Below are 25,726 nucleotides of genomic sequence, written 5' to 3' on the forward strand. Positions count from 1 at the left end.
TGATGCCGCCATGGGAATTAATGTCGCCTCTATGCGTCCTAAAAGAGGCAGTCACAGGGACGCGCTTAGCAGTAAGCTACACACATACGACACCTGCCCTGTCTGAAACATGTGTCCTTAAAAGTAATCAAGGAGAAGTCCATGCTTATACTCACCCGCAAAGTCGGTGAAAGCATAAACATCGGTGATGACATTACGATCACCATCCTGGGCGTCAGCGGCCAGCAAGTACGAATCGGCATCAACGCCCCCAAGGATGTTGCCGTGCATCGCGAGGAGATTTACCAGCGCATCCAGGCCGGTCTGTCCGCTCCGGACAAAAACCAGACGCCTTGAAGCGCCCCTCAGTAGCCAGCCCTTTCGTTCACTGTAACGGCTGGCGAAAACCTCTTTGGTCTGCTTTTGTCTGTGTTGCGCGAAGCGCTTTTTGCCGCATGCCCATCCATGCATCAAGATGAAACTATCTTCACGCCTGGAACTTATTACACCCTTTGCAACCGAATCCTCTGACTGATATCCCGCCATCCGTGTGCACTTAGGAGCACGTCGATGCTGCCAGGCAATGCCCAGCCATTTTTCTCCAGATCCTGGATGATCGCCCTGCTGACGGGGCTGGTCTTTGTCGGCTTGGAATATGGCCTGAAGCTTGAAATAGAGGGCGCCGAAGCGCCCCGTTCGCGGCTGGACCTGGTACTCCTGCTGTGTGGCTACCTGTTCATGTTCTGCCTCAAGCCCATCCAGATGGCCGTGCAGCGCAAGTTGTGCCAACGCATCGTGCGCAAAACCGTACGCTGACGCCCGCCCCTGACTCGCTATCAGATCGCTGGTATTTACAGCCGTGCAGCAAGACCTATTCTTGGGTGTATTTGCACAGTCAGTAGAAGGTGCCGGTACAGATGGACACGCTCACTAAAACCCAAATCGAATCTGAATTGGCAGCCCGCCTGCCCAGCTACACGGTCACTTGTACGCTGCACGCCGACGGTACCCTCTCGGCCGTGCTCAGCGGTCCGGAGACCGACCACTTCGCAATCACCGGAATCGTGCGCGCGCATTATCGCGGTGCCGAAGCGATTGCCCGGCTCGCCAACGAGATTCTCAGGGAGATGGTGCTGTCACGCCAAGGCATGCGCAGTGATCGAATGCAGGCGTCGCCTGACCCAGCCACCCGCGAAACAGGCCGAGTCCGGTAGCCGGCTCGGCCTTGCTGCGTCAGCCCGTCGCGCGCGCCAAGTACAGCAAGCCATCAGCGCCGCGTTGCACCTGCAGCTGTTCATACCCATCGATCGAAGGATGCTCCGTCGCCATGGGCTTGAGGTGCGTCGAGGTCACGACTATCACATCCGCGCCAGCCGCCTCCCCTGCACGGATCCCCACCGTCGCATCCTCAAACACCAGGCAATCCTGCGTCGACACCCCCAGGCGCTGCGCACCGAGCACATAACAGGCAGGGTTCGGTTTGCCGATAGCCACGTCTTCAGCCGTGACCAGCACCGCTGGCGGCGTAATACCTGCCGCTTGCAGTCGACGCAACGCCAGTTCCCTGGGTGCGGAGGTGACCAGCGCCCACTGATCGCCGGGCAAGCGGTTCAGAAACTCGATGGCGCCGGCAATCGCAACGACACCTTGCACATCATTGATTTCAGCCTCGGTAATCCACTGCGCTTCAACCTCCGGGTCGACGCCGGGCAAGGCCTGACGCGTGATGGTGTCGATCGCCCGGGCGCCATGGATGGTGGCCAGGAACGTCGCCACCTCCAGCCCATGGCGTTCAGCCCAGATACTCCATACCCGCTCGGCGGCGGCAATCGAATTGAGCAGAGTCCCATCCATATCGAACAGAAAGGCGCGGTAAGGGCGGGCAAATACGGCTGAACCTCGGATGGACACTGCGGGGTTTCCTCGTGAGCTGAAACGAATAATCGACGCAATGCAATCTACGGATCACCTGGCGGCTTGTAAACGCCATCGACACCGGCAATAACACGGCGGCGTCGAGCGCCATGCGGGCGACACCGTCAGCTCAATCGAGGGCGCCATTGAGGACTTCGTAGATGATGCCCGTCGCGATGGCCACCAGTATCAAGTCGGTGCCCGCCTGCTGCCACTCGTACCCATCGTAATGGGGCAAGCGGCCCAACAAACGCCCGTCCAGTTTCTTGGCAATGCCCGGCGGCAGCGGCTTGCCGCGGGCCAGGTTCTTCTGGATGCCAGGCGGCAAGGCGGGCCCCGGGCTCCAGTAGTCGCGATAACCGCCCAACACATTCAGCACGCTGCCACGGTCGACGCTGGGGCCATGACTGCCTGCCGCACCTTTGCCCTTGGGCTTGTCATGCCCCTGTCCGCCGTGACCATTGCCTTTATCGTTGCCTTGCCCCTTGCCATTGCCTGGATCAGCCAGGGCCATACCGCCAGCGGCAAACAACACAAGCGAAAGCGCAACAGACACGAATTTCGGGCACTTGATCATGGCGATTATCCAACACAGGAATGTAGCTGAACTGTAGTCGAGGTTATCGCACCACGTGGGAAGTCAACTCACCTGACCGCCCACCTCCAGCACATCCACCGGGGTATTCCACGCCGCCGACACCGCGATGCGCAGCCCATCGACCAGGCCCGCTCCCAGCTGGTTCGGCACGTGGATAAAACCACTGCGTACACCGGTGCCCGCGAGTTCGTGCTGCAAGCGGTAGAACACCTGGTTGCACACGAATGTACCCGCCGTCTGCGATACCGACACCGCAATCCCTGCTTCGCGCACCTCCCTGGCCATGGCCTTGATCGGCAGCGTCGAGAAGTACGCCGCCGGGCCGCCGACCACCACCGCCGTGTCGATGGGCTGCTCCCCCAGATTATCGGGGATGCGTGCATCGTTGACGTTGATCGCCACCCGCTCGATGGATATTTCGCTGCGCCCGGGGGCCAACCCAGTGGCGATGACCATCGCCGGGCGCAGTTCACTGATCAGTTGGAGCAGGCACTCACCCGCCGTAGCAAACGCACAGGGCAATCGGCGCGCAACAATGCGCACATCATCGTCGAGTTGCACGCCATCCAACTGGCGCACCGCTTCCCAGGAAGGATTCACCAGATCTTGATCAAAGGGCTCGAACCCCGTCAGCAATACAGTTCGCATCGTCGCCTCACATCAACACATAAAGCAGGACAATATTGACCACCAGCATCATCAATGCGGTCGGCAGTTGCGCCTTGATCACCGCGTTCTTGTCCGGCAACTCCAGCAACGCCGCCGGCACGATATTGAAGTTGGCCGCCATCGGCGTCATCAGCGTACCGCAGTAGCCGGAGAACATACCGATGGCGGCCATCACCGCCGGGTTACCGCCGTAGATACCCACCAGCACCGGCACGCCGACGCCTCCGGTCATCACCGGGAACGCCGCGAAGCCATTGCCCATGATCACAGTAAACAGCGCCATGCCCAGCACGTACACCATGACCGCCACCAACTTGAAATCCAGGTTGATGTAGGTGGTGGTGACATGGGCGACAGCCGTGCCGACACCGGCTTCATTGAACAGCAGGCCAAGCATCGCCAGCATCTGCGGCAGCACCATGGCCCAGCCCAGGGCCTCGGTGAGTCGCCGGGATTCGCGCAAGGCTTGCACCGGGGTATCACGGGTCAGCCAGCACGCCAGGCCGAGGGCGATCAGGCAGCCGATGCCGAGGGACACGAAGGTGGTGTTTTTCGGATCCAGCAGCGGTACGCCGCCAATCTCGGTGTGCTTGAGCAAGACCGAACCGATCACGGTGGTCAGGGGGATCGCCAGCGCCGGGATAAACAGCTTGTGCCCGAGGCGGCCGGCACTGGCGCGCGAAGCCTTGTCATGCAACTCAGCATGGGTGCCACGGCCGACGCCGCCCAGGCCGGCGATCAGCGCCATCACCACCACTCCCGCACCGACAACCACCGAGGGCAGGCGCTCCCCCACCAGGAACGGGATGGCGAACAGCAGCCAGAACAGTGCGCTGGACCAGCGCTTGGGATGGGTTCGATCCAACAGGATCATGCCGGCGGTGATCAGCAGCAGGACCCCGGCGAGCCAGTACAGGTATTGGATAGAGATGATCATTGCGCGGCCTCCACTGGGGTCGCGGCGGTCGTCATCTCGCGGGTCAGTCTTCGGTCAAACCGATGAAGTCGGAGCGCGTGAATGATAAAGGCGCAAATCGCCGTAGGAATACCCCACACCGCAATGTGCAGCGGCTCCACATCAATCCCCGAACCGAGCAGGAAGGTATGCATCAACGCAATCGCACCAAAGGCGACGAAGATGTCCTCACCAAAAAACAGGCCGACGTTATCGGTAGCGGCGCACATGGCCAACACCTTGTGACGCAGTTTGTCCGGCAGTTTGCCGTAGCGCTTTTCCGCCGCGCCTTCGGCCATCGGGGCCAGTAGCGGGCGCACCATCTGCGGGTGCCCGCCGAGGCTGGTCAAGCCCATGGCTGCAGTGGATTCGCGTACAAACAGATAGATGATCAGCAGGCGTCCGACCGTGGCGCGCTCAAACCGCGCAATCCAGTTCTGCGCGTGCAGGCGCAAGCCGTGGCGCTCCAGCAGACCGATGACGGCAAGGGGCAACAACAAGATCAATTGCAGGGCGCGAGTCTGTAGGAAACCATCCCCCATAGTGGCGAGGATTTTCTCCAGCGGGAAGTGGGCAGCGAGCCCGGTGGCGATAGCTGCGGCGGTGACCACCAACAGCGGATTGAAACGCAAAACAAAGCCAACCACGATCACAAGTACGCCGATCAACGGCCATAAGTTCACAACAGTTTGCATGGCGGAGAGGTCCTTAAGTGCGCGCTGCGGCGCCATTACAGCAGGATGCGAACAAAGGGTTCACAGCAGGAAGTGGCGTGCAGTCGGCTCGGTTTTTTATTGTTGGCCCGTCAGGGCGAGCGTCAGTGGCGGCAACTGTGCTGCCTGGGAGCAGGAGGTGTCCAACAAGAAAAATTGTTGCTGCAAACCAATAAATTTTGTGGGTAATTGAGTAGCCCGCGAGTAACAAGACGTGGACAGACCATGAAGGATTCGCTCATCTTAACGCCGCCCGTTTATCGTGCGCGGCGCATCGGGCAGTTGGTCGGCCTTCTTCCTCAAACCGTTCACTGAAAAAGGGCAGCACCGGTGAGCTCAGCCATTCCAGATTCCGCCGCGCAAAACCGCCTTAGCCTACAAACCAGTCTGATCGCCCTGGTGGTCGCCGTGACCTTCTTCATGGAGAACCTCGACGCCACGGTTATCGCCACCGCGCTGCCAACCATGGCATCGGCCTTTGGCGTGACACCGGTCGACATGAACATCGGCATCACTGCCTATATCCTCGCCGTGGCGATCTTCATACCGTTGTCCAGCTGGGTCGCCGACCGCTTTGGTGCGCGCCGGGTATTCGCTGGCGCAATCATCCTGTTCACCCTCGCCTCGCTGCTCTGCGGGCTCAGCCAAAGTATTGAGATGTTCGTGTTCGCCCGCGTCCTGCAGGGCATCGGCGGCGCATTGATGGTGCCCGTGGGGCGCCTGGCCGTGCTGCGTAATACGGATAAGAAAGACTTGGTGAAAATGATCGCGATCATTACCTGGCCCGGCCTGGTCGCGCCGATTCTGGGGCCGCTGGTCGGCGGCTTGATCGTGACGCATGCATCGTGGCCATGGATCTTCTACGTGAATCTGCCGCTGGGTGCGCTGGCATTGGCCGCCGCACTGTGGCTGGTACCGGAAGGCCGTGAAGCCAGCGCGCGCCAGTTCGATGCCAAGGGGTTTGTACTGCTGGCAGGCGCCTGTGTGGCCCTGCTGGGCGGGCTGGAATGGCTGGGTAACCAGACCGGTGAACGCCTTATTCCAGGCGCCGTGCTGGTCGCGGCAGGCATCGCGCTGGCAGTGTGGGCCGTGCACCATTGCCGCCATGCCAGCGACCCGTTATTGCCGCTCGAGACCCTGTCCATCGATACATTTCGCGTGAGCATCTATGGCGGCTCGCTGTTTCGCCTGGCCATCAGCGCCCTGCCGTTCCTGCTGCCGCTGCTGTTTCAAGTCGCCTTTGGCTTGTCCCCGGTGGACGCAGGCTTGCTGGTGCTGGCGGTATTCGCTGGCAATCTGGCGATGAAGCCGTTCACCACGGCCATCATGCGCCGCTATGGGTTTCGACAAGTCTTGCTGATGAACGGGGTGATCGGCGTGGTGTCGATAGCCGCTTGCGCGCTTTTCACGGTGCAGACCCCATTTGTGCTGATCGCGGCCGTGTTGTTTGTGGGAGGGTTGTCCCGCTCGATGCAGTTCACCTGCTACAACTCGATCGGCTTCGCGGATGTGCCCAAACCGCGCATGAGCGAGGCCTCGGCGCTGTTCAGCATGTCATTCCAGCTGGCCATGGGGATGGGCGTAACGGTGGCGGCGCTGCTGCTACGGGCATCCATGACCCTGCAGGGGCATGAGATGCAGGCACAGGTCGGGGATTTTCGCGTGGCGTTCGTCGGCGTGGCGCTGCTGGGAGCGTGGGCGCTGGTAGATGTATATCGCTTGACGGTGGGAGCGGGAGAAAGTGTGTTGAATCGACAGTGAAGACTGCGACTCAACACACTGTTGCCAGTATCAGGCGGTGGTACTGACCATCGAACCCGACGTGCTGTTGCCCTCATCGGTGACTGCCTGCAACAGCGCGGAAGTCACTGTCTGCAACGCCGCCGCAGTGCCGGCGATCTGCATCTGCGCCGCCGCTACTGCCGCCGCTTTGGCTTCTGCACTCTGGTTGCTGGACTGAGCTTTCTGCAAGGCTTGCTGCTGCGCTTGAAGCTGCTTTTGCAACTGCTCGATCTGCTTCTTCAATTCTTTGACGGTATCGGACTCCTTCGAGAGCGAGGAGGCTTGGCCACCGCCACCGCCACTTACACCTGCCGCACCATTGGAATCAGCGTGCATGTTGACGGTCATGCCGCCTGCGCTGCTTGTGCTTTCCTGGGTCGCGGCAGCCGTCGAGCTGACAGTGCTTGGGGTGCTTGCTACGGAGGCGGTAGTGCTGATGTTGATAAGCATGCCAAGTGTCCGAGAGTAAGAGATTTGCGATCTCTATCGGCCTGGGGGTCGATTACTTTAGGCAGGGAATTTTCGGTAGTAATAAATCGCATGAACAAAAAAGGGCCCACCTTTCGGTGAACCCTTCCAGACCGCCCAGCAGAGCGGATTTTGTTTGGTAGGCGCGATTGGACTCGAACCAACGACCCCCACCATGTCAAGGTGGTGCTCTAACCAACTGAGCTACGTGCCTGCTGTGAGGCGGCATTCTACGGAATTCCGGAGGGGTGTCAACATCTTTTTTGCAGCTAACCCTATGAATATGCGAATTATTTATTTGCAGCCGGCGCACCGCACTTTTTGGGGTGGCTGGCAGGCAATTTTCAACTCAGGTAGGATCGGGGCACTCGTAAAAAATATAAAACAGAGGTTCCAGGATGGCGAACACCCCCTACCCCCAGTCGTATTACGCCGCTTCCGCAAATGCCATGCCGCCACGCCCAATGTTGCAAGGCGACGTCGAAACCGATGTGTGCGTGATCGGCGCAGGCTATACCGGCCTGTCCAGCGCGCTGTTCCTGCTGGAGAACGGTTTTCGCGTCACGGTGCTGGAAGCCGCCAAGGTGGGTTTTGGCGCGTCGGGCCGCAATGGCGGACAGATCGTCAACAGCTACAGCCGTGACATTGATGTGATCGAGCGCAGCGTCGGCCCCCAGCAGGCGCAGTTGCTGGGGCAGATGGCGTTCGAGGGCGGCAGGATCATTCGCGAGCGGGTCGCCAAGTACCAGATCCAGTGCGACCTCAAGGACGGCGGCGTGTTCGCAGCACTCAACAGCAAGCACATGGGCCACCTGGAGTCGCAGAAACGCTTGTGGGAGCGCTACGGCCATACACAGCTGGAGTTGCTGGACGAGCGCCGCATTCGCGAGGTCGTGGCCTGTGACAACTATGTCGGCGGACTGCTGGACATGAGTGGCGGCCATATCCACCCACTCAACCTGGCACTCGGTGAAGCCGCAGCCGTGGAGTCCCTGGGCGGGACGATCTACGAACAATCGGCGGCGGTGCGCATCGAGCGTGGCGCCAACCCGGTGGTCCATACGGCAGAAGGCAAGGTCAGGGCCAAGTTCATCATCGTCGCGGGCAATGCCTACCTGGGCAACCTGGTGCCGGAGCTGGCGGCCAAATCGATGCCCTGTGGCACCCAGGTGATCACTACCGCACCACTCGGGGATGAGCTGGCCAGGACACTCCTGCCGCAGGATTACTGCGTAGAGGACTGCAACTACCTGCTCGACTACTATCGCCTCACCAATGACAAGCGCCTGATCTTCGGCGGCGGCGTGGTGTATGGCGCGCGCGACCCGGCGAACATCGAAGCAATCATCCGCCCGAAGATGCTCAAGGCCTTCCCGCAACTCAAGGATGTGAAGATCGACTACGCCTGGACCGGCAACTTCCTGCTGACCCTGTCGCGCTTGCCGCAGGTCGGTCGCCTGGGCGACAACATCTACTACTCACAAGGCTGCAGCGGCCATGGCGTGACGTACACCCACCTGGCGGGCAAGGTGCTGGCGGAAGCGCTGAGAGGCCAGGCAGAGCGCTTTGATGCGTTTGCCGACCTGCCGCACTACCCATTCCCGGGCGGGCAACTGTTGCGCACACCGTTTGCGGCACTGGGGGCCTGGTATTACGGGCTGCGGGATAAGCTGGGCTTCTGACAAATCAATGGGAGCCGGTTCGCCGGCTCCCGCAAAAAATTGCCAAATTGCAGACACAAAAAACCCCGGTCTTTCGACCAGGGTCTTTGCTATCGGATCAAAGTAGCCAGTGGCTTTCTTTGTGCTTCAAGGCGTTCAGTGGGCCTTGAGGCAGATATGGCGCAGCGGACGGGACTCGAACCCGCGACCCCCGGCGTGACAGGCCGGTATTCTAACCGACTGAACTACCGCTGCGTATCGCTTGACCGGCCGAGCAAACCGCCTCAACCGTCCTTGAACATCTGATTGATCAGCTTGGCTGTTCAACCTCAAGCCCGATAAATCGAACCTGGAAAATATGGCGCAGCGGACGGGACTCGAACCCGCGACCCCCGGCGTGACAGGCCGGTATTCTAACCGACTGAACTACCGCTGCGCGTCGGTGCAACCTTTAACGTTGCGTCCTGCCCGAAGGCAAAACTCTCAAGAAGTGGTGGGTGATGACGGGATCGAACCGCCGACCCTCTGCTTGTAAGGCAGATGCTCTCCCAGCTGAGCTAATCACCCTTTGCTTCGTTGAGGCCGCGAAATTTACGCAGGTAGCGGACCTAAGTCAATAGCCTGCTTGAAGTTTTTCTGAAAAAGACAAAATAGCTTCAAGACGGCTACCGGTCCTACTCGCTGTAAATCATCTTCTTGCTCATGCCACCGTCCACCACAAACTCTTGCCCGGTGACAAACCCGGCCTGGCGCGACAGCAACCACGCCACCATCGCTGCCACGTCCTCTACCGTACCCACCCTGCCCGCCGGATGTTGGGCATGATCGGCATCGGTCAAAGGCTCGGCACGCCGCGCAGCAGGATCACGGGCATCAATCCAGCCAGGGCTGACCGCATTCACCCGCACTTCCGGCCCGAGGCTGATCGCCAAGGCGTGAGTAAGCGCCAACAGGCCACCCTTGCTCGCCGCATAAGCCTCGGTATCCGGCTCCGACTGACGAGCCCGGGTCGACGCCAGGTTGACGATGGCCCCGCCGTGGGCGCGCAGGTATGGCGCACAATGCTTGGCCAGCAACATCGGCCCACTCAGGTTAACGGCCAGCACGCGGTTCCAGTAGGCCAGGTCGAGGCTTTCCAGGGTGATATTATGCGGGTCGGCCACCGCAGCGTTACACACCAACGCGTCCAGGCGCCCGAACTGCCCCAGGACTTCGGCGACCCCCTGGGCCACCTGTTTCTCGTCAGCCACGTCCATGGTGATAAACCAGGCGTTTTCGCCCAGCACCTTGGACACCTTGGAACCGCGCTCGCGGTCGAGGTCGGTCAAGACCACCTGCCAGCCTTCGCTGATCAGCCACGCCGCAATCCCGAGGCCAATACCCCGCGCCGCGCCCGTCACCAGGGCGACGCGCCCATTACTGGCCGCCGCGGCCTCCAGGGACCACTCGATCACAAGGCAGCCAGCCCGCGAGCCAGGTCAGCCTGCAGATCCGTGACATCTTCCAGGCCGACCGCGATGCGGATCAGGCTGTCCCGGATACCGGCCGCCTCACGCTCCTGCGGTGCCAGGCGTCCGTGGGACGTGGTGCTCGGATGGGTAATGGTGGTCTTGCTGTCGCCCAGGTTGGCCGTGATGGAGATCAGGCGCGTCGCATCGATAAAGCGCCAGGCGCCCTCTTTGCCGCCCTTCACTTCGAAACTTACCACGGCGCCGAAACCACGCTGCTGGCGCTGGGCCAATGCGTGCTGCGGGTGGCTCTTGAGGCCGGCGTAATGCACTTTTTCGATACCGTCCTGCTGCTCCAGCCACTCGGCCAGGGCCTGGGCGTTGGCGCAATGGGCCTTCATGCGCAGGCTGAGGGTTTCCAGGCCCTTGAGGAAGATCCAGGCATTGAACGGGCTCAGGGTCGGGCCGGCGGTGCGCAGGAAGCCCACCACTTCCTTCATCTGCTCGCTGCGACCGGCAACCACGCCGCCCATGCAACGGCCCTGGCCATCGATAAACTTGGTGGCCGAGTGCACCACAATGTCCGCGCCCAGCTTCAGCGGCTGCTGCAAGGCCGGCGTGCAGAAACAGTTGTCGACCACCAGCATTGCGCCTTTGGCGTGAGCCACTTCGGACAACGCGGCGATATCCACCAACTCGGCCAACGGATTGGACGGCGACTCGACGAACAGCAGCTTGGTGTTGGACTTGATTGCCGCCCCCCACCCGGACAGATCCGCCAGGGGCACGTAGTCCACTTCGATACCGAAGCGCTTGAAATACTTCTCGAACAGGCTGATGGTCGAACCAAACACGCTGCGCGACACCAGCACGTGGTCGCCGGCACTGCACAGGCTCATCACCACCGCCAGGATCGCCGCCATGCCGGTGGCCGTCGCCACCGCCTGCTCTGCGCCTTCCAGGGCCGCGATACGCTCTTCGAACGCGCGCACAGTCGGGTTGGTGTAGCGGGAATAAACGTTACCCGGCACTTCGCCAGCAAAGCGCGCAGCGGCGTCGGCCGCCGTGCGGAACACGTAGCTGGAGGTGAAGAACATCGGGTCACCGTGTTCACCTTCCGGGGTACGGTGCTGGCCGGCGCGCACAGCCAGGGTATCGAAAGCTACGCCATCGAGGTCGCTGTCCAAGCGACCGGCATCCCATTCCTGACTCATGCTGCGACTCCTTACTCAATTCTTTATTTAAGATACAAAACCGGCCCCTCAGGGCCGGTGTCTACTCAGTTGTTGTACAGATCGATGATCGCGCTGACCGCCTGGGTCTTGATCTTCGACGAGTCGTTACGCGCCTGCTCGATCTTGTTCAGGTAGGCCTCGTCGACGTCACCGGTCACGTACTTGCCGTCGAACACGGCGCAGTCGAACTGCTCGATCTTGATCTTGCCACCACCGACCGCTTCGATCAGGTCCGGCAGGTCCTGGTAGATCAGCCAATCGGCGCCGATCAGGTCGGCCACGTCCTGGGTCGTGCGGTTGTGGGCGATCAGTTCGTGGGCGCTCGGCATGTCGATACCGTACACGTTCGGGTAACGCACGGCAGGCGCTGCGGAACAAAAGTACACGTTCTTCGCACCGGCTTCGCGGGCCATCTGGATGATTTGCTTGCAGGTGGTGCCGCGTACGATGGAATCGTCCACCAGCATCACGTTCTTGCCGCGGAATTCCAGCTCGATGGCGTTGAGCTTCTGGCGCACCGACTTCTTGCGCGCCGCCTGGCCCGGCATGATGAAGGTGCGACCGATGTAACGGTTCTTCACGAAGCCTTCGCGGAACTTGACGCCCAGGTGGTTGGCCAACTCCAGCGCCGCGGTACGGCTGGTGTCCGGGATCGGGATCACCACGTCGATGTCGTGCTCGGGACGCTCGCGCAGGATCTTGTCGGCCAGCTTCTCGCCCATGCGCAGGCGCGCCTTGTACACCGACACACCATCGATGATCGAATCCGGACGCGCCAGGTAGACGTGTTCGAAGATGCACGGGGTGAGTTTCGGCGCGACAGCGCACTGACGGGTGTGCAGCTTGCCGTCTTCGGTGATGTACACCGCTTCGCCCGGCGCGAGGTCGCGGATCAGGGTGAAGCCCAGCACGTCCAGGGACACGCTTTCGGACGCGATCATGTACTCGACACCTTCGTCGGTGTGACGCTGGCCGAACACGATCGGGCGAATACCGTGGGGGTCACGGAAGCCGACGATGCCGTAGCCGGTGATCATCGCAACGACGGCATAACCGCCGACGCAACGGTTATGCACGTCGATCACGGCGGCGAACACATCTTCTTCGGTCGGCTGCAGCTTGCCGCGCTGGGCCAGCTCGTGGGCGAACACGTTGAGCAGCACTTCCGAGTCGGAGCTGGTGTTGACGTGGCGCAGGTCAGATTCGTAAATCTCCTTGGCCAGTTGCTCAACGTTGGTCAGGTTACCGTTATGCGCCAGGGTAATGCCGTAAGGCGAGTTGACGTAGAACGGCTGAGCTTCGGCCGACGTCGAGCTACCGGCGGTCGGGTAACGCACGTGGCCAATGCCCATGTGCCCGACGAGGCGCTGCATGTGACGCTGATGGAACACGTCACGTACCAGGCCATTGTCCTTGCGCAGGAATAACCGGCCGTCGTGGCTGGTCACAATACCGGCAGCGTCCTGGCCGCGGTGCTGGAGGACGGTTAGCGCGTCATACAGCGCCTGATTGACGTTCGACTTACCGACGATACCGACGATGCCACACATGCGACGCAACCCCTACTTAATGAATCTTGACTGAACACAACTTACTGCGGCGTTTTGGCCGGCAAGAGGTGTTCCTTGAACGGAAGATCAGCGGGTACGCTGATTCCGCTGGCCAGCCACTGACTGCTCCACCCCAATATGAGGTTCTTGGACCAATCTGCAACCAATAGAAATTTTGGCACGAGTACCGACTCCTGCCACCACGAATCCTGCTGTACCGGCCCCAGGCTCAACAGCCCGACCGCCACGACCACCAGCAACGCACCACGCGCGGCACCGAAGGCCATGCCGAGAAATCGATCGGTCCCGGAGAGGCCGGTGACACGTATCAACTCGCCAATAAGATAATTGACCATTGCCCCCACCAGCAGCGTGGCGATGAACATGATGGCGCAGCCCGCGATGACGCGAGCCGAAGGTGTCTCGATGTATCCGGCCAGGTAGACCGACAACGAACCGCCGAACATCCAGGCTACGACTCCTGCGATGATCCAGGTCAGCAACGACAGTGCTTCTTTTACGAAGCCGCGGCTTAGACTGATCAAAGCGGAGATGGCGACGATTGCAACGATCGCCCAGTCAACCCAGGTAAATGGCACGTTTGAGCCTACGGACGGATAAGGCGGCGCATTTTAGCAGAGCGTCGGGCTGTCGGTAAGCTGTGATTGCGGCTGCTTTGCAAATCAATAGATTGTGGCGGGCCGATCACATTTCAACCTCACCACAAAACCAATGTGGGAGGGGTTTGCCCCTCCCACATTTGATTGGACTTCAGGTTTAAACCGATGCGGGCTCAGCCGCGCTCAGGCTGGAAGCGTGTGACGAAGCCTTTCAGGTTCTGCTGACGGTCCAGCAAATCCCGCAGCCGGTCGGCCTCGGCGCGCTCGATCAGCGGCCCGATAAACACACGGTTCTTGCCGTCGGCGCTACGGATGTAGGCGTTGTAGCCCTGGGCACGCAGCTTCTTCTGCAAGGCGTCGGCGCCTTCACGATTGCCCAGGCTGGCCACCTGGATCGACCAACTGATCGGCAGACCATTCGGGTCGATACGGCTCTGCCCCACATCCGGCTTGCCCGGCGCAGCAGGCTGTGGTGCTACAGGCTTGGGCGCAGGCGCAGGTGTCGCCGGCTTGGCGGCGACCGCCGGAGCAGGTGTCGGTTTGACCACCGGCACGCTTGGCTGCACCGGCATCGACGGCGCCTGCTGCGCGGCCACCTCATCATCGGTCGGCACCGGTTCTTCTTCCGGCAACGCCTGCGGCTCAGGCACCACCACCGGCTCCACCTGCACTTGGGGCACTGCCGGTGCCTGGGGCGCAGCCGGAGCCTCGACGACCACCTGGCGCTGCTCGTCCTGGCGGGAAAACAGCATCGGCAGGAAAATCACCGCCAATGCCACCAGCACCAGGGCTCCAACCATTCGCTGCTTGTATGCGCTATCCAGTAATGCCATGTGCAGCTTCCTCCGTGGAGCGCCGGGCCAACCACTCAAGCGCCTCGGCAACACAATAAAATGATCCGAACAACAGAATCTCGTCCTCGGCCGTCGCTACCGCGCACTGCGCCTCCAGGGCAGCAGTCACGCTTGCATACGACGCCACCGGCGCACCAAGGTTCTGTAACGCGATCTCAAGTTCGTGGGCCGGACGGCTGCGGGGCGTATCCAGCGGCGCTACCGCCCAAGCCTGGACGCTGCCCAGCAACGGCGCAACCACGCCCTCCAGGTCCTTATCGGCGAGCAAACCGAATACAGCCAGGCGACGCCCCACCGGCGGGGTGCGTGCCAGGCGCTTGGCCAGGTATTGCGCTGCATGGGGGTTATGCCCCACATCCAGCAGCAGGTTCAGGCGCTTGCCGTGCCAGTCGAACGCACGACGATCCAGGCGTCCCACCACGCGAGTCGCCAGCAACGTCGCAGCAATCTGCTCAGCATGCCAAGGCAGGTCCAGCAACAGATAGGCTTGCAGCGCGAGCGCGGCGTTCTCCATCGGCAGATTCAACAAGGGCAGATCACGCAGCTCCACAGCCAGCCCACGGGCATCCCGGCCGCACCACTGCCAGTGCCGATCACCGACCTCAAGATTGAATTCGCGGCCCCGCAGGAAGAATGGGCAGCCCAGCTCACGCACCTTGTCCAGCAAGGGCTGCGGAGGATCCAGGTCACCGCACAGCGCAGGCTTGCCCTGGCGGAAAATCCCGGCCTTCTCATAGGCCACGGACTCGCGGGTATCCCCCAGGTAGTCGGCATGGTCCACGCCGATACTGGTGACCAGCGCCAGGTCGGCATCCACCACGTTGACGGTATCCAGGCGCCCGCCCAGGCCCACTTCCAATACGACCACATCCAGCTGCGCACGCTCGAACAGCCAGAACGCCGCCAGGGTGCCCATTTCGAAGTAAGTCAGGGAAATCTCGCCCCGCCCGGCATCGAGTGCGGCAAAGGCTTCGCAGAGTTGCTCATCGCTGGCTTCGACGCCATTGAGCTGCACCCGCTCGTTGTAACGCAGCAAGTGCGGCGAGCTGTACACGCCGACTTTCAGGCCTTGGGCTTGCAGCAGCGCGGCAACAAAGGCGCAGGTAGAGCCCTTGCCGTTGGTGCCGGTCACCGTGATCACTCGCGGTGCCGGCCGGCCCAACCCAAGGCGGGCCGCTACCTGTTGCGAGCGCTCCAGGCCCATGTCGATGGCGGACGGATGCAACTGCTCAAGGTAGGCGAGCCATTCGCCCAGGGTACGTTGGGTCATAGGTTCGCAGGCACCGGCGGCACAACGATCGGCTCGACTTTAGGCGCGACGTAAACAGGTGTCGGCAGGCCCATCATCTGCGCCAGCAGGCTACCCAGGCGTGGACGCAGCTCACCGCGCGGAATGATCAGGTCGATTGCGCCGTGCTCCAGCAGGAACTCGCTGCGCTGGAAGCCTTCCGGCAGTTTTTCGCGCACGGTCTGCTCGATCACGCGCGGGCCGGCAAAGCCGATCAGGGCTTTTGGCTCACCGACGATCACGTCGCCCAGCATCGCCAGGCTGGCGGAAACACCGCCGTAGACCGGGTCGGTCAGCACGGAGATGAACGGAATGCCTTCTTCGCGCAGACGCGCCAGCACCGCAGAGGTCTTGGCCATTTGCATCAGGGAGATCAACGCTTCCTGCATCCGCGCACCACCGGAGGCGGCGAAGCAGATCATCGGGCAACGGTTTTCCAGGGCGTAGTTGGCCGCGCGCACGAAGCGTTCGCCGACGATGGCCCCCATGGAGCCACCCATGAAGGAGAACTCGAACGCCGACACTACCACCGGCATGCCCAGCAGCTTGCCGCTGACGGAAATCAACGCGTCCTTCTCACCGGTCTGCTTTTGCGCAGCGGTCAGGCGGTCCTTGTACTTCTTGCCGTCGCGGAACTTCAGACGGTCGACCGGCTCCAGGTCGGCGCCCAGCTCGTTACGGCCGTCGGCGTCAAGAAAGATGTCGATGCGGGCGCGGGCGCCGATACGCATGTGGTGGTTGCACTTGGGGCAAACATCCAGGGTCTTTTCCAGCTCGGGGCGGTACAGCACCGCGTCGCAGGATGGGCACTTGTGCCACAGACCTTCAGGAACCGAGCTTTTCTTCACCTCGGAACGCATGATCGAAGGGATCAGTTTGTCTACTAACCAGTTGCTCATGCTTTCTTTCTCCAGTACCGGTGGCTTGAACACAGCCCCGCGTATGCCCTTGAGCTAAATTCATATGTGGCGATGACACCGGCTGGACGGGGTCAGACGTTCGACCTGCCATTTCCAGCCTGCATCCTCAGCCTTCCAGACAGCCTGCCAGTGCAGGTTGCCACTTCATTTCCGGGCCGCCCTCAGGCGACGCCGGGCTGTTTTACACAGCGGTAGTTATGGACGGCGGCAGACTGCCAGCCGTCACATCCCGTCACTGCTGTTGCGCACCGCGTGCATGAAAGCGCGAATCCTGTCGTGATCCTTGATGCCCTTGCCTTGCTCTACCCCACCGCTGACATCCACGGCATACGGCCGGACCTGTTGAATCGCCGCACCGACATTCCCAGGGTTGAGCCCCCCGGCCAGGATGATCGGCTTGCTCAATCCTTCAGGGATCAGCGACCAATCGAACGCTTCGCCGGTACCGCCAGGCACGCCTTCGACATACGTGTCCAGCAGAATGCCACGCGCGCCGGAATAGGCAGCGCAGGCCCTCGCGATGTCGTCACCCGCCTTGACCCGCAACGCCTTGATATACGGGCGTTGGTAGCTTTCACATTGATCCGGGGTTTCGTCGCCGTGAAACTGCAGCATATCCAGCTGCACGGCATCCAGGGTTTCGTTGAGTTCGCAGCGGCTGGCGTTGACGAACAAGCCCACGGTGGTGACGAACGGCGGCAACGCCGCAATGATCGCCCGCGCCTGCAACACATTCACCGCCCGTGGGCTCCTGGCAAAAAACACCAGGCCAATGGCATCCGCTCCCGCCTCGACTGCCGCCAGCGCGTCTTCTATGCGGGTAATCCCGCAAATCTTGCTGCGAACGACGGACATGTCGTAGAAACCTCAGGGGTGGGACCTAGAAAGTCCCGGATGGTAACAAAAGCTTTTCCGGGCGTCAGCCGCCAAGTTCACTGAACCCTGTGAGGAAGTGTGGCCCGATGAAGCGCTGCGGCAGTTCGAACTCGTCGCGGTACTCCACATCCACCAGGTACAGTCCAAACGGATGCGCCGTGACGCCGCCCGTGCGGCGGATGCGGCTTTCCAGCACTTCCCTGGCCCATTCCACCGGGCGTTCGCCGGTGCCGATGGTCATCAATACGCCCGCAATGTTACGCACCATATGGTGCAGGAAGGCGCCGGCGCGGATGTCCAGCACGATCATCTTGCCGTGGCGGGTCACCCGCAGGTGGTGGACTTCCTTGATCGGCGACTTGGCCTGGCACTGGCCGGCACGAAACGCACTGAAATCATGCACGCCCACCAGATGCTGCGCAGCCTCGGCCATGCGTTCTGCATCCAACGGACGGTGGTTCCAGGTGATTTCTTCGTTGAGGTGCGCGGGACGGATCTGGTCGTTGTAGATCACATAGCGATAACGCCGGGCAATCGCCTTGAAGCGCGCATGAAAGTGCGCAGGCATGACCTTGGCCCAACTGACGCTGACGTCATGGGGCAAATTGATATTGGCGCCCATCACCCAGGCCTTCATCGTGCGTTCGGCCTGGGTATCGAAGTGCACCACCTGGCCGCAGGCATGTACACCGGCATCGGTACGCCCGGCGCACATCAACGACACCGGGGAGTCAGCCACTTTCGACAGCGCCTTCTCCAGGGTTTCCTGCACCGTCAGCACGCCTGACGCCTGGCGCTGCCAGCCGCGATAGCGCGAGCCTTTGTATTCCACGCCGAGGGCGATGCGGTAAAAGCCAGCGGCCGCCATTTCGGCGGCCGGGTTATCTATATTTGCCAAGAACTGAGAGCCTGATGAGTTGCGCGAAGGCGGCCATTATAAATGCGGCAGCTGCGTGGCGTGCGCTTTTGTTAGGGATTGACCTTCCCACACCGCTCCGGCATCGACCTTCAGATTTTGCCGAGCATTTCCTTGGCCTCGCCGCGCTGCGCCTCATCACCTTCGGTGAGCACTTCGGAGAGGATGTCCCGCGCGCCGTCGGCATCCCCCATGTCGATATAGGCCTGGGCAAGGTCGAGCTTGGTGGCCACTTCATTCGTACCGGACAGGAAATCGAACTCCGGCTCATCATCGCCCAGCGCCGCGTCCTCAGCGGTAAAGGAAGGTTCGATGGGCGGACTTTCCAGGCTCTGGGACAGGCGATCCAGCTCGGCGTTGACATCGTCCAGCTCCGAAGCGAAGGCATCAGGCTTGGCCACTGCGTCTGGTTCGTCCGCCAGGGACAGGTCGAAATCCTCCGGCAAATCGAAGTCATCCAGCGCCGATGGGGTCAGCGTCGGCGGCTCCACGGCAGACACATCCTTCATCTGGTCCTCAAGACCGGAAAGGAAGTCGTCGTCGGATTGCTCGGACGCCGGGTCATTCAGTTGCAGGTCCAGATCGAAGTCCGACAGGTCTTCCTCGCCGGCCTTGGGCGCCGATTGCTGCTCCAGGAGCGCTGCAAACGTCTGCTCGTCGTCCAGGCTGGCTGGCGAAGCCGCCTCCAGCTCATCCAGGCTCAGGTCGAAATCGGTGTCGAGTGCATCGGGCTCGGCGGCCGGGGCAGCCGGTTTGTCTTCCAGCAGGTCCTTGACGTACTGAGCGTCAAGGGCCGCGGCGGCAACCGCGGCACTGACGCCCGCCGCCAATACCGCCATCGCAGGAAAGCGCGACTTGAGCTGCTCGACCTGGGCATGGTTTTCACCATTGGCCACCAGTTGACGCTCCTGGGTCACGAAACCGTCCTTGTCGCTTTGCAGGCCGTAGACTTCCATCAGCTTCAACCGCAGGTCGCTGCGCTTGGGCTCGTGCTTGATCGCTTGCTCCAGCACATCGGCGGCCTGGTTCAGGTGACCACGGTCGATATGGGACTGGGCTTGCGCCAGGGCATCGTTGGCGTTTTGCGGGGCCACGGCAGCGGCCAGCGGCGCGAGCACGGAGGCAACCGTCGGAACCGCCACCGCCGGCGCAACCACTGGAGCAGGTGCCGGAGCGGCTGCCAGCTTGACGTTCGGCGGCGGCACTTCGAGGCCTTCGAAACTGTCCGACGGCAGGTCCTGTTCGATGTTCGAGGTAAATTCCGGCTCTTCAGCCAGCGCCCGCGCCATGCGCAAGTGCTTTTCCTCTTCACGGCGGGCGTTGCGATGGCGCGCCCACAGCAGCAGGAGCAGCAACACCACCAGGCCAGCCGCGCCGCCGATCACACCGAGGACAACCGGGTTGGTCAGCAGATCATTGAACTTGCCTTCCGTGGTGTCAGGTGCCGCGGCCGGCGTAGCCGCCTCAGGTACCGGCGCCGCCGGGGTTGGCGTTGGCGCGGCAGCCTGTGCAGCGGGTGCGGCCGGCGTGGCGGCCGGGTCGCTTGCCAGCTGTGCGGGCATCGCTGCCGTCGCCGCTACGGCCGGGTCGCCTTTTTCTGCCTGCAAACGGGCCAGCTGATCGTTTTTCAGTTGAATCAACTTTTGCAGTTTATCCAACTGGCTTTGCAGATCTGCGGCACGGCTCTTGAGCTCTTCGTTATCGCGGCGAGTGGTGTCCAGTTGCTCCTGGGTCATCGCCAGCTTGTCGCTCAGGACCTGGCTGTCGCCTGCCTTGCCCTTGCCGCCTTTCCTGGCTGCTTCAGCCGAGACCAGGCTCAGGTTGTCCTGGGTATTGGTGGTCGACGGCGCATTGCCGGCCTGGGCACGCTTGGTGGCGTCCAGTTGCTGCTTACCGGCCGCCTGATTGGTCGCCCCGCGCCGACCCTGGCGCCAGGCGGCATTTTGTACCCTCACTTCGGCGATTGCCTGAGGTTGCGGCAACGCCGTGCTTTGTACGGTGTCCGGCAGGCGCAGCACCTGGCCGGTTTTCAGGCGGTTGATATTGCCGTCGATAAAGGCATCGGGGTTGAGTGCCTGAATGGCCAGCATGGTCTGCTGCACCGAGCCGCCATTGCGGTGCTTCTGCGCAATTTCCCACAGGGTGTCGCGGGAGGTGGTGGTGTGCTGGGCCGGCGTGCTCACAACGGGCGCAGTGCGGGCGGGCGTTCCCACGCGCGGTGCAGGCGCTGCGGGGGTCGAAGCCGACTGGTCGAACTTGGCAGGGTCGAGCAACACGCTGTAGTCGCGCATCAAGCGGCCATTGGGCCATTGCACCTGCAGCAGGAAACGTACGTAGGAATCCGGCAGCGGCTTGCTGGAGGTGACACGCACCACGCTGCGACCGCTGGGATTGATGACCGGGGTAAACGTCAGGTCATCGAGAAACGCCTGGCGATCGACGCCCGCGTCCACGAACGCCTGGGATGAGGCCAGGCTCGGGGTGATCTCGGACGCCGTGAGGCCACCGACATCGAGCAATTCGATTTCCACCGACAACGGCTGGTTCAACGTCGACTTGAGGGTCATTTCCCCCAGCTGCAGCGCCTGCGCCATACCGGAGGACAGCGCCGAGGCGGCCGCTATTGCTAACACCAGTTTGCGAACTTGAACCATAGCCTCATCCTTTGTTTGAACACTCCCCGGCCTGCGAGAAGGTTGGTAACCGCTTGCCATAAGGCATGGCGAGCCGATAGGTCACCGACGCGCAATTGTTCCTGCTTGGGGCCAAGCATAGCGCCTGGTTAGAATCAATCTACAAATTGCCGCCAAGTATCTTTTACGCAAGGCGTTTTATCAACAACTGCGCCAGTTGCACGGCGTTAAGGGCGGCGCCCTTGCGTACGTTATCTGACGTCAGCCACAGATTTAGTTCAGCCGGGTCATCCACGCCCGCGCGCACCCGGCCTACATAGACCACATCCTGGCCCACTGCGTCGCCCACGGCTGTAGGGTAATCCCCCTCTTCTACCAGCTCGATACCCGGCGCGGCCTCCAATGCGCGGTTGACGGCGGCAAGATCGACCGCCGCGCCCAGTTGCAACGACACCGTCAGGCTATCGCCAAAAAACACCGGGGCTTGAACGCAAGTTGCGGAAATCTTTAGCAAAGGTAATTCCAGGACTGCGCGCAGCTCGTGAACCAGGCGCTTTTCCAAGGCGGTATGACCTTGGGCGTCTGGCGTGCCGACCTGTGCCAACAGGTTAAAGGCCATTTGCCGGTCAAAGAACTTGGGCTCCAGAGGGCGCACGTTCAGGAGTTCGGCGGTCTGACGTGCCAATTCGCTGACGGCTTCGCGGCCCTGGGCAGACACTGCCAGGCTGGCAGTGACGGCGACACGCTGGATGTCCAGCAAGCCGCGCAACGGCGCCAGCACCACCGCCAGGTTGGTGGCGGACGGGCTCGGGCTGCCGAGCTGGAACGGTTTTTCCAGGCCGTCGAGGACATGGGCATTGGCTTCCGGCACCACCTGGGGCGCCTGCTCGGCGGGCAAGGCTCCCGACAAGTCGATCACCGAGCAACCCGCCGCCGCGGCACGGGGCGCGAAGCTCAGGGTGACTGCCGGGCCTGCGGCGAAGAAAGCCAATTGCGCCTTGCTGAAATCGAATTCGTCGACCTCCTTGACCCGTACGTTCTTGCCGCGAAACGGTACCGACGCGCCAGCAGAATTACTGCCCGCCAGCAGGTACAGGGTGCCCACCGGGAATGCCAGCTCTTCCAGAATCTGCACCAGGGTTTCGCCGACCGTACCGGTGGCACCGATCACGGCAATTTCAAAGGTCTGGGTCATGGGGGCTGCCTCGGGCATTGCGGGGGGAGCGGCACTTTACCGGGTGGCCGGGAGCGAGGCAATTAACCTGGGTCTGGTGGAGTGGCTGATGGCCCTATCGGGGGCAAGCCCCCTCCCACATTCAACCGAGCTCCAACGTTGAAATGCTGTTCACTGTGGGAGGGGGCTTGCTCCCGATAGCGCCCGAAAGAACAATAAAAAACCCGCGCCTGTCACCAGAACGCGGGTTTCTATTATTGCTTCAAGCGATCAACGCTCCAGCAAAATCCGCAGCATGCGACGCAGCGGCTCCGCCGCGCCCCACAGCAGTTGGTCGCCGACGGTGAACGCCCCCAGGTACTGGGTGCCCATGTTCAGCTTGCGCAGACGGCCCACCGGTACATTCAGGGTGCCGGTGACCTTGGTCGGGCTCAGCTCCTGCATGCTGATGTCGCGGTTGTTCGGCACCAGCTTGACCCAGGGGTTGTGCTGGCTGATCAGCCCTTCGATATCGGCGATCGGCACGTCTTTGTTCAGCTTGATGGTCAGCGCCTGGCTGTGGCAGCGCATGGCGCCGATGCGCACGCAGATGCCATCCACCGGGATCGGGCTCTTGAATCGGCCGAGGATCTTGTTGGTCTCGGCCTGGGCCTTCCACTCTTCGCGGCTCTGGCCGTTCGGCAGTTCTTTGTCGATCCACGGGATCAGGCTGCCGGCCAATGGCACACCGAAGTTCTCGGTCGGGTAGGCATCGCTGCGCATGGCTTCAGCCACACGGCGGTCGATGTCGAGGATCGCGCTGGCCGGGTCGGCCAGTTGATCGGCGACGGCGGCGTGGGTCGCGCCCATCTGCTTGATCAACTCACGCATGTTCTGCGCGCCGGCACCGGAAGCGGCCTGGTAGGTCATGGCGCTCATCCACTCGACCAGGCCGGCTTCGAACAAGCCGCCCAGGCCCATCAGCATCAGGCTGACGGTGCAGTTGCCGCCCACATAATTCTTGGTGCCGGCATCCAGCTGCTGGTCGATGACCTTGCGGTTGACCGGGTCGAGGATGATCACGGCGTCGTCCTGCATGCGCAGGCTCGAGGCGGCGTCGATCCAGTAACCCTGCCAGCCGGCTTCACGCAGCTTGGGGAAGACTTCGCTGGTGTAGTCGCCACCCTGGCAGGTGAGGATCACGTCGAGGGTTTTCAGCTCTTCAATGCTGTAGGCGTCCTTGAGCGGGGCAATATCCTTGCCCACGGACGGCCCTTGGCCACCTACGTTCGAAGTGGTGAAAAACACCGGCTCAATAAGATCGAAATCCTGCTCTTCCAGCATCCGCTGCATGAGCACGGAACCGACCATACCGCGCCAACCGATCAGACCTACACGTTTCATCGCAACTACACCTTGTTAAAAAGTGGGCCGCCTTGCAGCAACAACTGCAAGCGGGCCCGAGAGATTACAGATTCCGCAGCGCGGCGACTACTGCGTCGCCCATTTCCTGCGTACCCACCTTGGTGCAACCCTGCGACCAGATGTCGCCGGTGCGCAGGCCCTGGTCCAGCACCAGGCTCACGGCCTTCTCGATCGCGTCCGCAGCGTCGCTCAGGTTGAAGCTGTAGCGCAGCATCATCGAGACCGACAGGATGGTCGCCAGCGGGTTGGCAATACCCTGGCCCGCAATGTCCGGCGCCGAGCCGTGGCAAGGCTCGTACATGCCCTTGTTATTGGTGTCCAGGGACGCCGACGGCAGCATGCCGATGGAACCGGTGAGCATCGACGCCTGGTCGGACAGGATGTCGCCGAACAGGTTGTCGGTGACGATCACGTCGAACTGCTTCGGCGCACGGACCAATTGCATGGCGGCGTTGTCGACGTACATGTGGCTCAGTTCGACGTCCGGGTAGTCCTTGGCCACTTCTTCGACGATTTCGCGCCACAGCTGGCTGGATGCCAGGACGTTGGCCTTGTCCACCGAGCAGACCTTCTTGCCACGCACGCGGGCCATGTCGAAACCGACACGGGCGATACGGCGGATTTCACTCTCGCTGTACGGCAGGGTGTCGTAGGCCTGGCGCTCACCATTCTCCAACTCACGCACGCCGCGTGGCGAGCCGAAGTAGATGCCGCCGGTCAGTTCACGCACGATCAGGATGTCCAGGCCCGCCACCACTTCCGGCTTCAGGCTCGAAGCATCGGCCAGTTGCGGGTAGAGGATCGCCGGGCGCAGGTTGCCGAACAGGCCCAGTTGCGCGCGGATTTTCAGCAGGCCGCGCTCAGGGCGGATATCACGCTCGATCTTGTCCCACTTCGGGCCACCCACGGCACCCAGCAGCACGGCATCGGCGGCGCGGGCGCGGTCCAGGGTTTCGTCGGCCAGGGGCACGCCGTGCTTGTCGATGGCGGCGCCGCCGATCACGTCGTGGCTCAATTCGAAGCCCAGGCTGTACTTGCTGTTGGCGAGTTCCAGGACCTTGACCGCTTCGGCCATGATTTCCGGACCAATACCGTCGCCAGGGAGAATCAGAATCTGCTTGCTCATGGGTTCCTCATTTCATCGAGCGACCTGCCCGTGGGCAGGCCGGGAAAATTAATCAGCGTTCGGCCCAGACCACCAGCACGTCGGTGCTGAAGGTGCCGTCGGCCTGAATCTCGTAGTAATCGCGCACTTCCTGGCCCATCGCCTGCTGCAACTGCAGGATCGCGGCGCGCAACACTTGCGGTGTACGCATGCGTTCGACCCACGAGGTGTATTCCAGGCGCAGGCGCTGGCGACTGCTGTTGCGTACGTGCAAGCCGGCTTCGCTGAGCTGGCGCATCCATTCGGCGGCGGAGTAGTCACGCACGTGGCTGGTGTCGCGCAGCACTTCGACGGTTTGCAGGTAAGTGTCCAGCAACGGGCTGCCCGGTGACAAGACATCGACAAACGCCGCCATGCCGCCCGGCTTGAGCACGCGGCGCACTTCGCGCAGGGCCACGCCGAGGTCGCTCCAATGGTGCGCCGAATAACGGCTGAACACGAAGTCGAATTCGCCATCGGCGAACGGCAGGCGCTCGGCGGCGCCGTTTACGGTGCTGATATTGGTGAGACCGCGATCTTGCGCAGCGGCGGCCACCACATCGAGCATCTGCTGGGACAGATCGTAGGCCACCACTTCCTTGACCAATGGCGCCACATGGAAACTCACATGACCGGCACCGCAGCCCAGGTCCAGCAGCCGTGCATGGCCCTGCCCGGCCAGTTCGGCCTGGAGCAGCGCGAATTCGGTGCCTTGGGCGTGCACGGCACTGCTCAGGTAGGCAGACGCCTGTTCGCCGAATTGTTTTTGCACGACTTGGGTGTGGGCGGTGCTGGTCATGGTGGCATCCTTCAAGGGTTGTGTTGCTGGTACCGGCCCTATCGGGGGCAAGCCCCTCCCACATTTGAATGTATTCACAACTCAAAAGGTGGGAGGGGGCTTGCCCCCGATGAAGCCGGTCCTGCC

25 protein-coding genes and 4 tRNA genes are annotated in these 25,726 nt (G+C 61.9%); 5 read left to right on the top strand and 24 right to left on the bottom strand.

Annotation, left to right across the window (positions count from 1 at the left end; all coding sequences use genetic code 11):
- Positions 1-141 precede the first annotated feature (141 nt).
- The 3 genes from csrA to BM416_RS04615 all read left to right on the top strand — a co-directional run bounded on the left by csrA (position 142) and on the right by BM416_RS04615 (position 1,193).
- Positions 142-336: a carbon storage regulator CsrA gene (csrA, locus tag BM416_RS04605; RefSeq protein ID WP_027604095.1), complete on the top strand. Its 195-nt coding sequence runs from the start codon at positions 142-144 to the stop codon at positions 334-336.
- 213 nt (positions 337-549) lie between these two features.
- On the top strand, positions 550-795 hold the full coding sequence (locus tag BM416_RS04610) for a hypothetical protein (protein WP_027604094.1): 246 nt from the start codon (positions 550-552) through the stop codon (positions 793-795).
- Between the two features lie 101 nt (positions 796-896).
- Positions 897-1,193 carry a hypothetical protein gene (locus BM416_RS04615; RefSeq protein WP_027604093.1) on the top strand — a complete coding sequence of 99 codons (297 nt, stop codon included), beginning with the start codon at positions 897-899 and terminating at the stop codon, positions 1,191-1,193.
- 19 nt (positions 1,194-1,212) lie between these two features.
- Here BM416_RS04615 and BM416_RS04620 read toward each other — a convergent pair whose 3' ends face one another.
- The 5 genes from BM416_RS04620 to BM416_RS04640 all read right to left on the bottom strand — a co-directional run bounded on the left by BM416_RS04620 (position 1,213) and on the right by BM416_RS04640 (position 4,810).
- Positions 1,213-1,890, bottom strand: coding sequence for an HAD-IA family hydrolase (locus BM416_RS04620; RefSeq protein WP_092486015.1), 678 nt, complete (start codon positions 1,888-1,890; stop codon positions 1,213-1,215).
- A 133-nt stretch (positions 1,891-2,023) separates the two neighbouring features.
- Entirely contained in the window at positions 2,024-2,470 is a 447-nt protein-coding gene (locus tag BM416_RS04625) for an anti-virulence regulator CigR family protein (RefSeq protein WP_092486019.1), read from the bottom strand.
- 63 nt (positions 2,471-2,533) lie between these two features.
- Positions 2,534-3,139, bottom strand: a complete 606-nt coding sequence (pcp, locus tag BM416_RS04630) for a pyroglutamyl-peptidase I (protein WP_092486022.1) — start codon at positions 3,137-3,139, stop codon at positions 2,534-2,536.
- 7 nt (positions 3,140-3,146) lie between these two features.
- Positions 3,147-4,097, bottom strand: coding sequence for a DUF979 domain-containing protein (locus BM416_RS04635; protein ID WP_065927250.1), 951 nt, complete (start codon positions 4,095-4,097; stop codon positions 3,147-3,149).
- Complete coding sequence (locus BM416_RS04640; RefSeq protein WP_092486025.1) at positions 4,094-4,810, bottom strand: DUF969 domain-containing protein; 717 nt, start codon at positions 4,808-4,810, stop codon at positions 4,094-4,096. Before BM416_RS04640 ends, BM416_RS04635 begins: the two co-directional genes overlap by 4 nt.
- A 348-nt stretch (positions 4,811-5,158) precedes the next feature.
- On the opposite strand from BM416_RS04640, the gene BM416_RS04645 reads away from it, so the two are divergent.
- A complete protein-coding gene (locus BM416_RS04645) occupies positions 5,159-6,589 on the top strand; it encodes a DHA2 family efflux MFS transporter permease subunit (protein WP_092486028.1) in 1,431 nt (476 codons plus the stop codon).
- A gap of 30 nt (positions 6,590-6,619) precedes the next feature.
- Here the strand turns inward: BM416_RS04645 and BM416_RS04650 are convergent, their stop codons facing one another.
- Positions 6,620-7,060 (bottom strand): hypothetical protein, encoded by a 441-nt coding sequence (locus BM416_RS04650; RefSeq protein WP_092486031.1) that lies wholly within the window; start codon positions 7,058-7,060, stop codon positions 6,620-6,622.
- A 155-nt stretch (positions 7,061-7,215) separates the two neighbouring features.
- Positions 7,216-7,292 (bottom strand) — tRNA-Val (locus tag BM416_RS04655).
- Between the two features lie 184 nt (positions 7,293-7,476).
- Between BM416_RS04655 and BM416_RS04660 the strand changes: the two genes are divergently transcribed.
- Positions 7,477-8,760: an NAD(P)/FAD-dependent oxidoreductase gene (locus BM416_RS04660; RefSeq protein WP_092486034.1), complete on the top strand. Its 1,284-nt coding sequence runs from the start codon at positions 7,477-7,479 to the stop codon at positions 8,758-8,760.
- Positions 8,761-8,917: 157 nt separating this feature from the next.
- Here BM416_RS04660 and BM416_RS04665 read toward each other — a convergent pair.
- From BM416_RS04665 to BM416_RS04745, 17 genes are all read right to left on the bottom strand, one after another.
- A tRNA-Asp gene (locus BM416_RS04665) sits at positions 8,918-8,994 on the bottom strand.
- 104 nt (positions 8,995-9,098) lie between these two features.
- Positions 9,099-9,175: transfer RNA gene (locus tag BM416_RS04670), tRNA-Asp, on the bottom strand.
- A 55-nt stretch (positions 9,176-9,230) separates the two neighbouring features.
- Positions 9,231-9,306, bottom strand: a tRNA-Val gene (locus BM416_RS04675).
- A gap of 107 nt (positions 9,307-9,413) precedes the next feature.
- Entirely contained in the window at positions 9,414-10,178 is a 765-nt protein-coding gene (locus BM416_RS04680) for an SDR family oxidoreductase (RefSeq protein WP_027604081.1), read from the bottom strand.
- Between the two features lie 11 nt (positions 10,179-10,189).
- Positions 10,190-11,401, bottom strand: coding sequence for an O-succinylhomoserine sulfhydrylase (locus tag BM416_RS04685; RefSeq protein WP_065927246.1), 1,212 nt, complete (start codon positions 11,399-11,401; stop codon positions 10,190-10,192).
- A 65-nt stretch (positions 11,402-11,466) separates the two neighbouring features.
- Positions 11,467-12,972, bottom strand: a complete 1,506-nt coding sequence (gene purF, locus BM416_RS04690) for an amidophosphoribosyltransferase (RefSeq protein WP_027604079.1) — start codon at positions 12,970-12,972, stop codon at positions 11,467-11,469.
- Positions 12,973-13,013: 41 nt separating this feature from the next.
- The gene (locus tag BM416_RS04695) at positions 13,014-13,571 is read right to left on the bottom strand and encodes a CvpA family protein (RefSeq protein WP_003192538.1); all 558 of its coding nucleotides are present in this window, start codon (positions 13,569-13,571) and stop codon (positions 13,014-13,016) included.
- 194 nt (positions 13,572-13,765) lie between these two features.
- Positions 13,766-14,425, bottom strand: a complete 660-nt coding sequence (locus tag BM416_RS04700) for an SPOR domain-containing protein (RefSeq protein ID WP_027604078.1) — start codon at positions 14,423-14,425, stop codon at positions 13,766-13,768.
- Complete coding sequence (gene folC, locus BM416_RS04705) at positions 14,409-15,716, bottom strand: bifunctional tetrahydrofolate synthase/dihydrofolate synthase (RefSeq protein ID WP_092486037.1); 1,308 nt, start codon at positions 15,714-15,716, stop codon at positions 14,409-14,411. Before folC ends, BM416_RS04700 begins: the two co-directional genes overlap by 17 nt.
- Positions 15,713-16,633, bottom strand: a complete 921-nt coding sequence (accD, locus tag BM416_RS04710) for an acetyl-CoA carboxylase, carboxyltransferase subunit beta (protein ID WP_027604076.1) — start codon at positions 16,631-16,633, stop codon at positions 15,713-15,715. The genes folC and accD overlap by 4 nt, the downstream gene beginning before the upstream one ends.
- A gap of 243 nt (positions 16,634-16,876) precedes the next feature.
- Positions 16,877-17,509, bottom strand: a complete 633-nt coding sequence (locus BM416_RS04715; RefSeq protein ID WP_092486039.1) for a phosphoribosylanthranilate isomerase — start codon at positions 17,507-17,509, stop codon at positions 16,877-16,879.
- 64 nt (positions 17,510-17,573) lie between these two features.
- Positions 17,574-18,398 carry a tRNA pseudouridine(38-40) synthase TruA gene (gene truA, locus BM416_RS04720; RefSeq protein WP_027604074.1) on the bottom strand — a complete coding sequence of 275 codons (825 nt, stop codon included), beginning with the start codon at positions 18,396-18,398 and terminating at the stop codon, positions 17,574-17,576.
- Positions 18,399-18,538: 140 nt separating this feature from the next.
- On the bottom strand, positions 18,539-21,100 hold the full coding sequence (locus tag BM416_RS04725) for a motility hub landmark protein FimV (RefSeq protein ID WP_092486042.1): 2,562 nt from the start codon (positions 21,098-21,100) through the stop codon (positions 18,539-18,541).
- A 163-nt stretch (positions 21,101-21,263) separates the two neighbouring features.
- The gene (locus BM416_RS04730; protein WP_092486045.1) at positions 21,264-22,274 is read right to left on the bottom strand and encodes an aspartate-semialdehyde dehydrogenase; all 1,011 of its coding nucleotides are present in this window, start codon (positions 22,272-22,274) and stop codon (positions 21,264-21,266) included.
- Positions 22,275-22,523: 249 nt separating this feature from the next.
- Positions 22,524-23,636, bottom strand: a complete 1,113-nt coding sequence (asd, locus tag BM416_RS04735) for an aspartate-semialdehyde dehydrogenase (RefSeq protein ID WP_027604071.1) — start codon at positions 23,634-23,636, stop codon at positions 22,524-22,526.
- A 64-nt stretch (positions 23,637-23,700) separates the two neighbouring features.
- On the bottom strand, positions 23,701-24,783 hold the full coding sequence (leuB, locus tag BM416_RS04740) for a 3-isopropylmalate dehydrogenase (protein WP_017530190.1): 1,083 nt from the start codon (positions 24,781-24,783) through the stop codon (positions 23,701-23,703).
- A gap of 52 nt (positions 24,784-24,835) precedes the next feature.
- Positions 24,836-25,600 (bottom strand): class I SAM-dependent methyltransferase, encoded by a 765-nt coding sequence (locus BM416_RS04745; protein ID WP_092486047.1) that lies wholly within the window; start codon positions 25,598-25,600, stop codon positions 24,836-24,838.
- Between the last annotated feature and the right edge of the window lie 126 nt (positions 25,601-25,726).

Origin of the sequence: Pseudomonas sp. NFACC42-2, assembly GCF_900116055.1 — a bacterium.
Taxonomy (GTDB): domain Bacteria; phylum Pseudomonadota; class Gammaproteobacteria; order Pseudomonadales; family Pseudomonadaceae; genus Aquipseudomonas; species Aquipseudomonas marginalis.

What these genes read in the sequence shown, in the direction of transcription:
- purF (WP_027604079.1), bottom strand. Translation starts at nt 12,972, where the DNA reads ATGTGTGGCATCGTCGGTATCGTCGGTAAGTCGAACGTCAATCAGGCG.
- BM416_RS04610 (WP_027604094.1), top strand. Translation starts at nt 550, where the DNA reads ATGCTGCCAGGCAATGCCCAGCCATTTTTCTCCAGATCCTGGATGATC.
- BM416_RS04715 (WP_092486039.1), bottom strand. Translation starts at nt 17,509, where the DNA reads ATGTCCGTCGTTCGCAGCAAGATTTGCGGGATTACCCGCATAGAAGAC.
- asd (WP_027604071.1), bottom strand. Translation starts at nt 23,636, where the DNA reads ATGAAACGTGTAGGTCTGATCGGTTGGCGCGGTATGGTCGGTTCCGTG.
- BM416_RS04745 (WP_092486047.1), bottom strand. Translation starts at nt 25,600, where the DNA reads ATGACCAGCACCGCCCACACCCAAGTCGTGCAAAAACAATTCGGCGAA.
- csrA (WP_027604095.1), top strand. Translation starts at nt 142, where the DNA reads ATGCTTATACTCACCCGCAAAGTCGGTGAAAGCATAAACATCGGTGAT.
- leuB (WP_017530190.1), bottom strand. Translation starts at nt 24,783, where the DNA reads ATGAGCAAGCAGATTCTGATTCTCCCTGGCGACGGTATTGGTCCGGAA.
- accD (WP_027604076.1), bottom strand. Translation starts at nt 16,633, where the DNA reads ATGAGCAACTGGTTAGTAGACAAACTGATCCCTTCGATCATGCGTTCC.
- BM416_RS04700 (WP_027604078.1), bottom strand. Translation starts at nt 14,425, where the DNA reads ATGGCATTACTGGATAGCGCATACAAGCAGCGAATGGTTGGAGCCCTG.
- BM416_RS04685 (WP_065927246.1), bottom strand. Translation starts at nt 11,401, where the DNA reads ATGAGTCAGGAATGGGATGCCGGTCGCTTGGACAGCGACCTCGATGGC.
- BM416_RS04725 (WP_092486042.1), bottom strand. Translation starts at nt 21,100, where the DNA reads ATGGTTCAAGTTCGCAAACTGGTGTTAGCAATAGCGGCCGCCTCGGCG.
- BM416_RS04650 (WP_092486031.1), bottom strand. Translation starts at nt 7,060, where the DNA reads ATGCTTATCAACATCAGCACTACCGCCTCCGTAGCAAGCACCCCAAGC.
- folC (WP_092486037.1), bottom strand. Translation starts at nt 15,716, where the DNA reads ATGACCCAACGTACCCTGGGCGAATGGCTCGCCTACCTTGAGCAGTTG.
- BM416_RS04615 (WP_027604093.1), top strand. Translation starts at nt 897, where the DNA reads ATGGACACGCTCACTAAAACCCAAATCGAATCTGAATTGGCAGCCCGC.
- pcp (WP_092486022.1), bottom strand. Translation starts at nt 3,139, where the DNA reads ATGCGAACTGTATTGCTGACGGGGTTCGAGCCCTTTGATCAAGATCTG.
- BM416_RS04625 (WP_092486019.1), bottom strand. Translation starts at nt 2,470, where the DNA reads ATGATCAAGTGCCCGAAATTCGTGTCTGTTGCGCTTTCGCTTGTGTTG.
- BM416_RS04660 (WP_092486034.1), top strand. Translation starts at nt 7,477, where the DNA reads ATGGCGAACACCCCCTACCCCCAGTCGTATTACGCCGCTTCCGCAAAT.
- BM416_RS04635 (WP_065927250.1), bottom strand. Translation starts at nt 4,097, where the DNA reads ATGATCATCTCTATCCAATACCTGTACTGGCTCGCCGGGGTCCTGCTG.
- truA (WP_027604074.1), bottom strand. Translation starts at nt 18,398, where the DNA reads ATGGCGGCCGCTGGCTTTTACCGCATCGCCCTCGGCGTGGAATACAAA.
- BM416_RS04640 (WP_092486025.1), bottom strand. Translation starts at nt 4,810, where the DNA reads ATGCAAACTGTTGTGAACTTATGGCCGTTGATCGGCGTACTTGTGATC.
- BM416_RS04730 (WP_092486045.1), bottom strand. Translation starts at nt 22,274, where the DNA reads ATGACCCAGACCTTTGAAATTGCCGTGATCGGTGCCACCGGTACGGTC.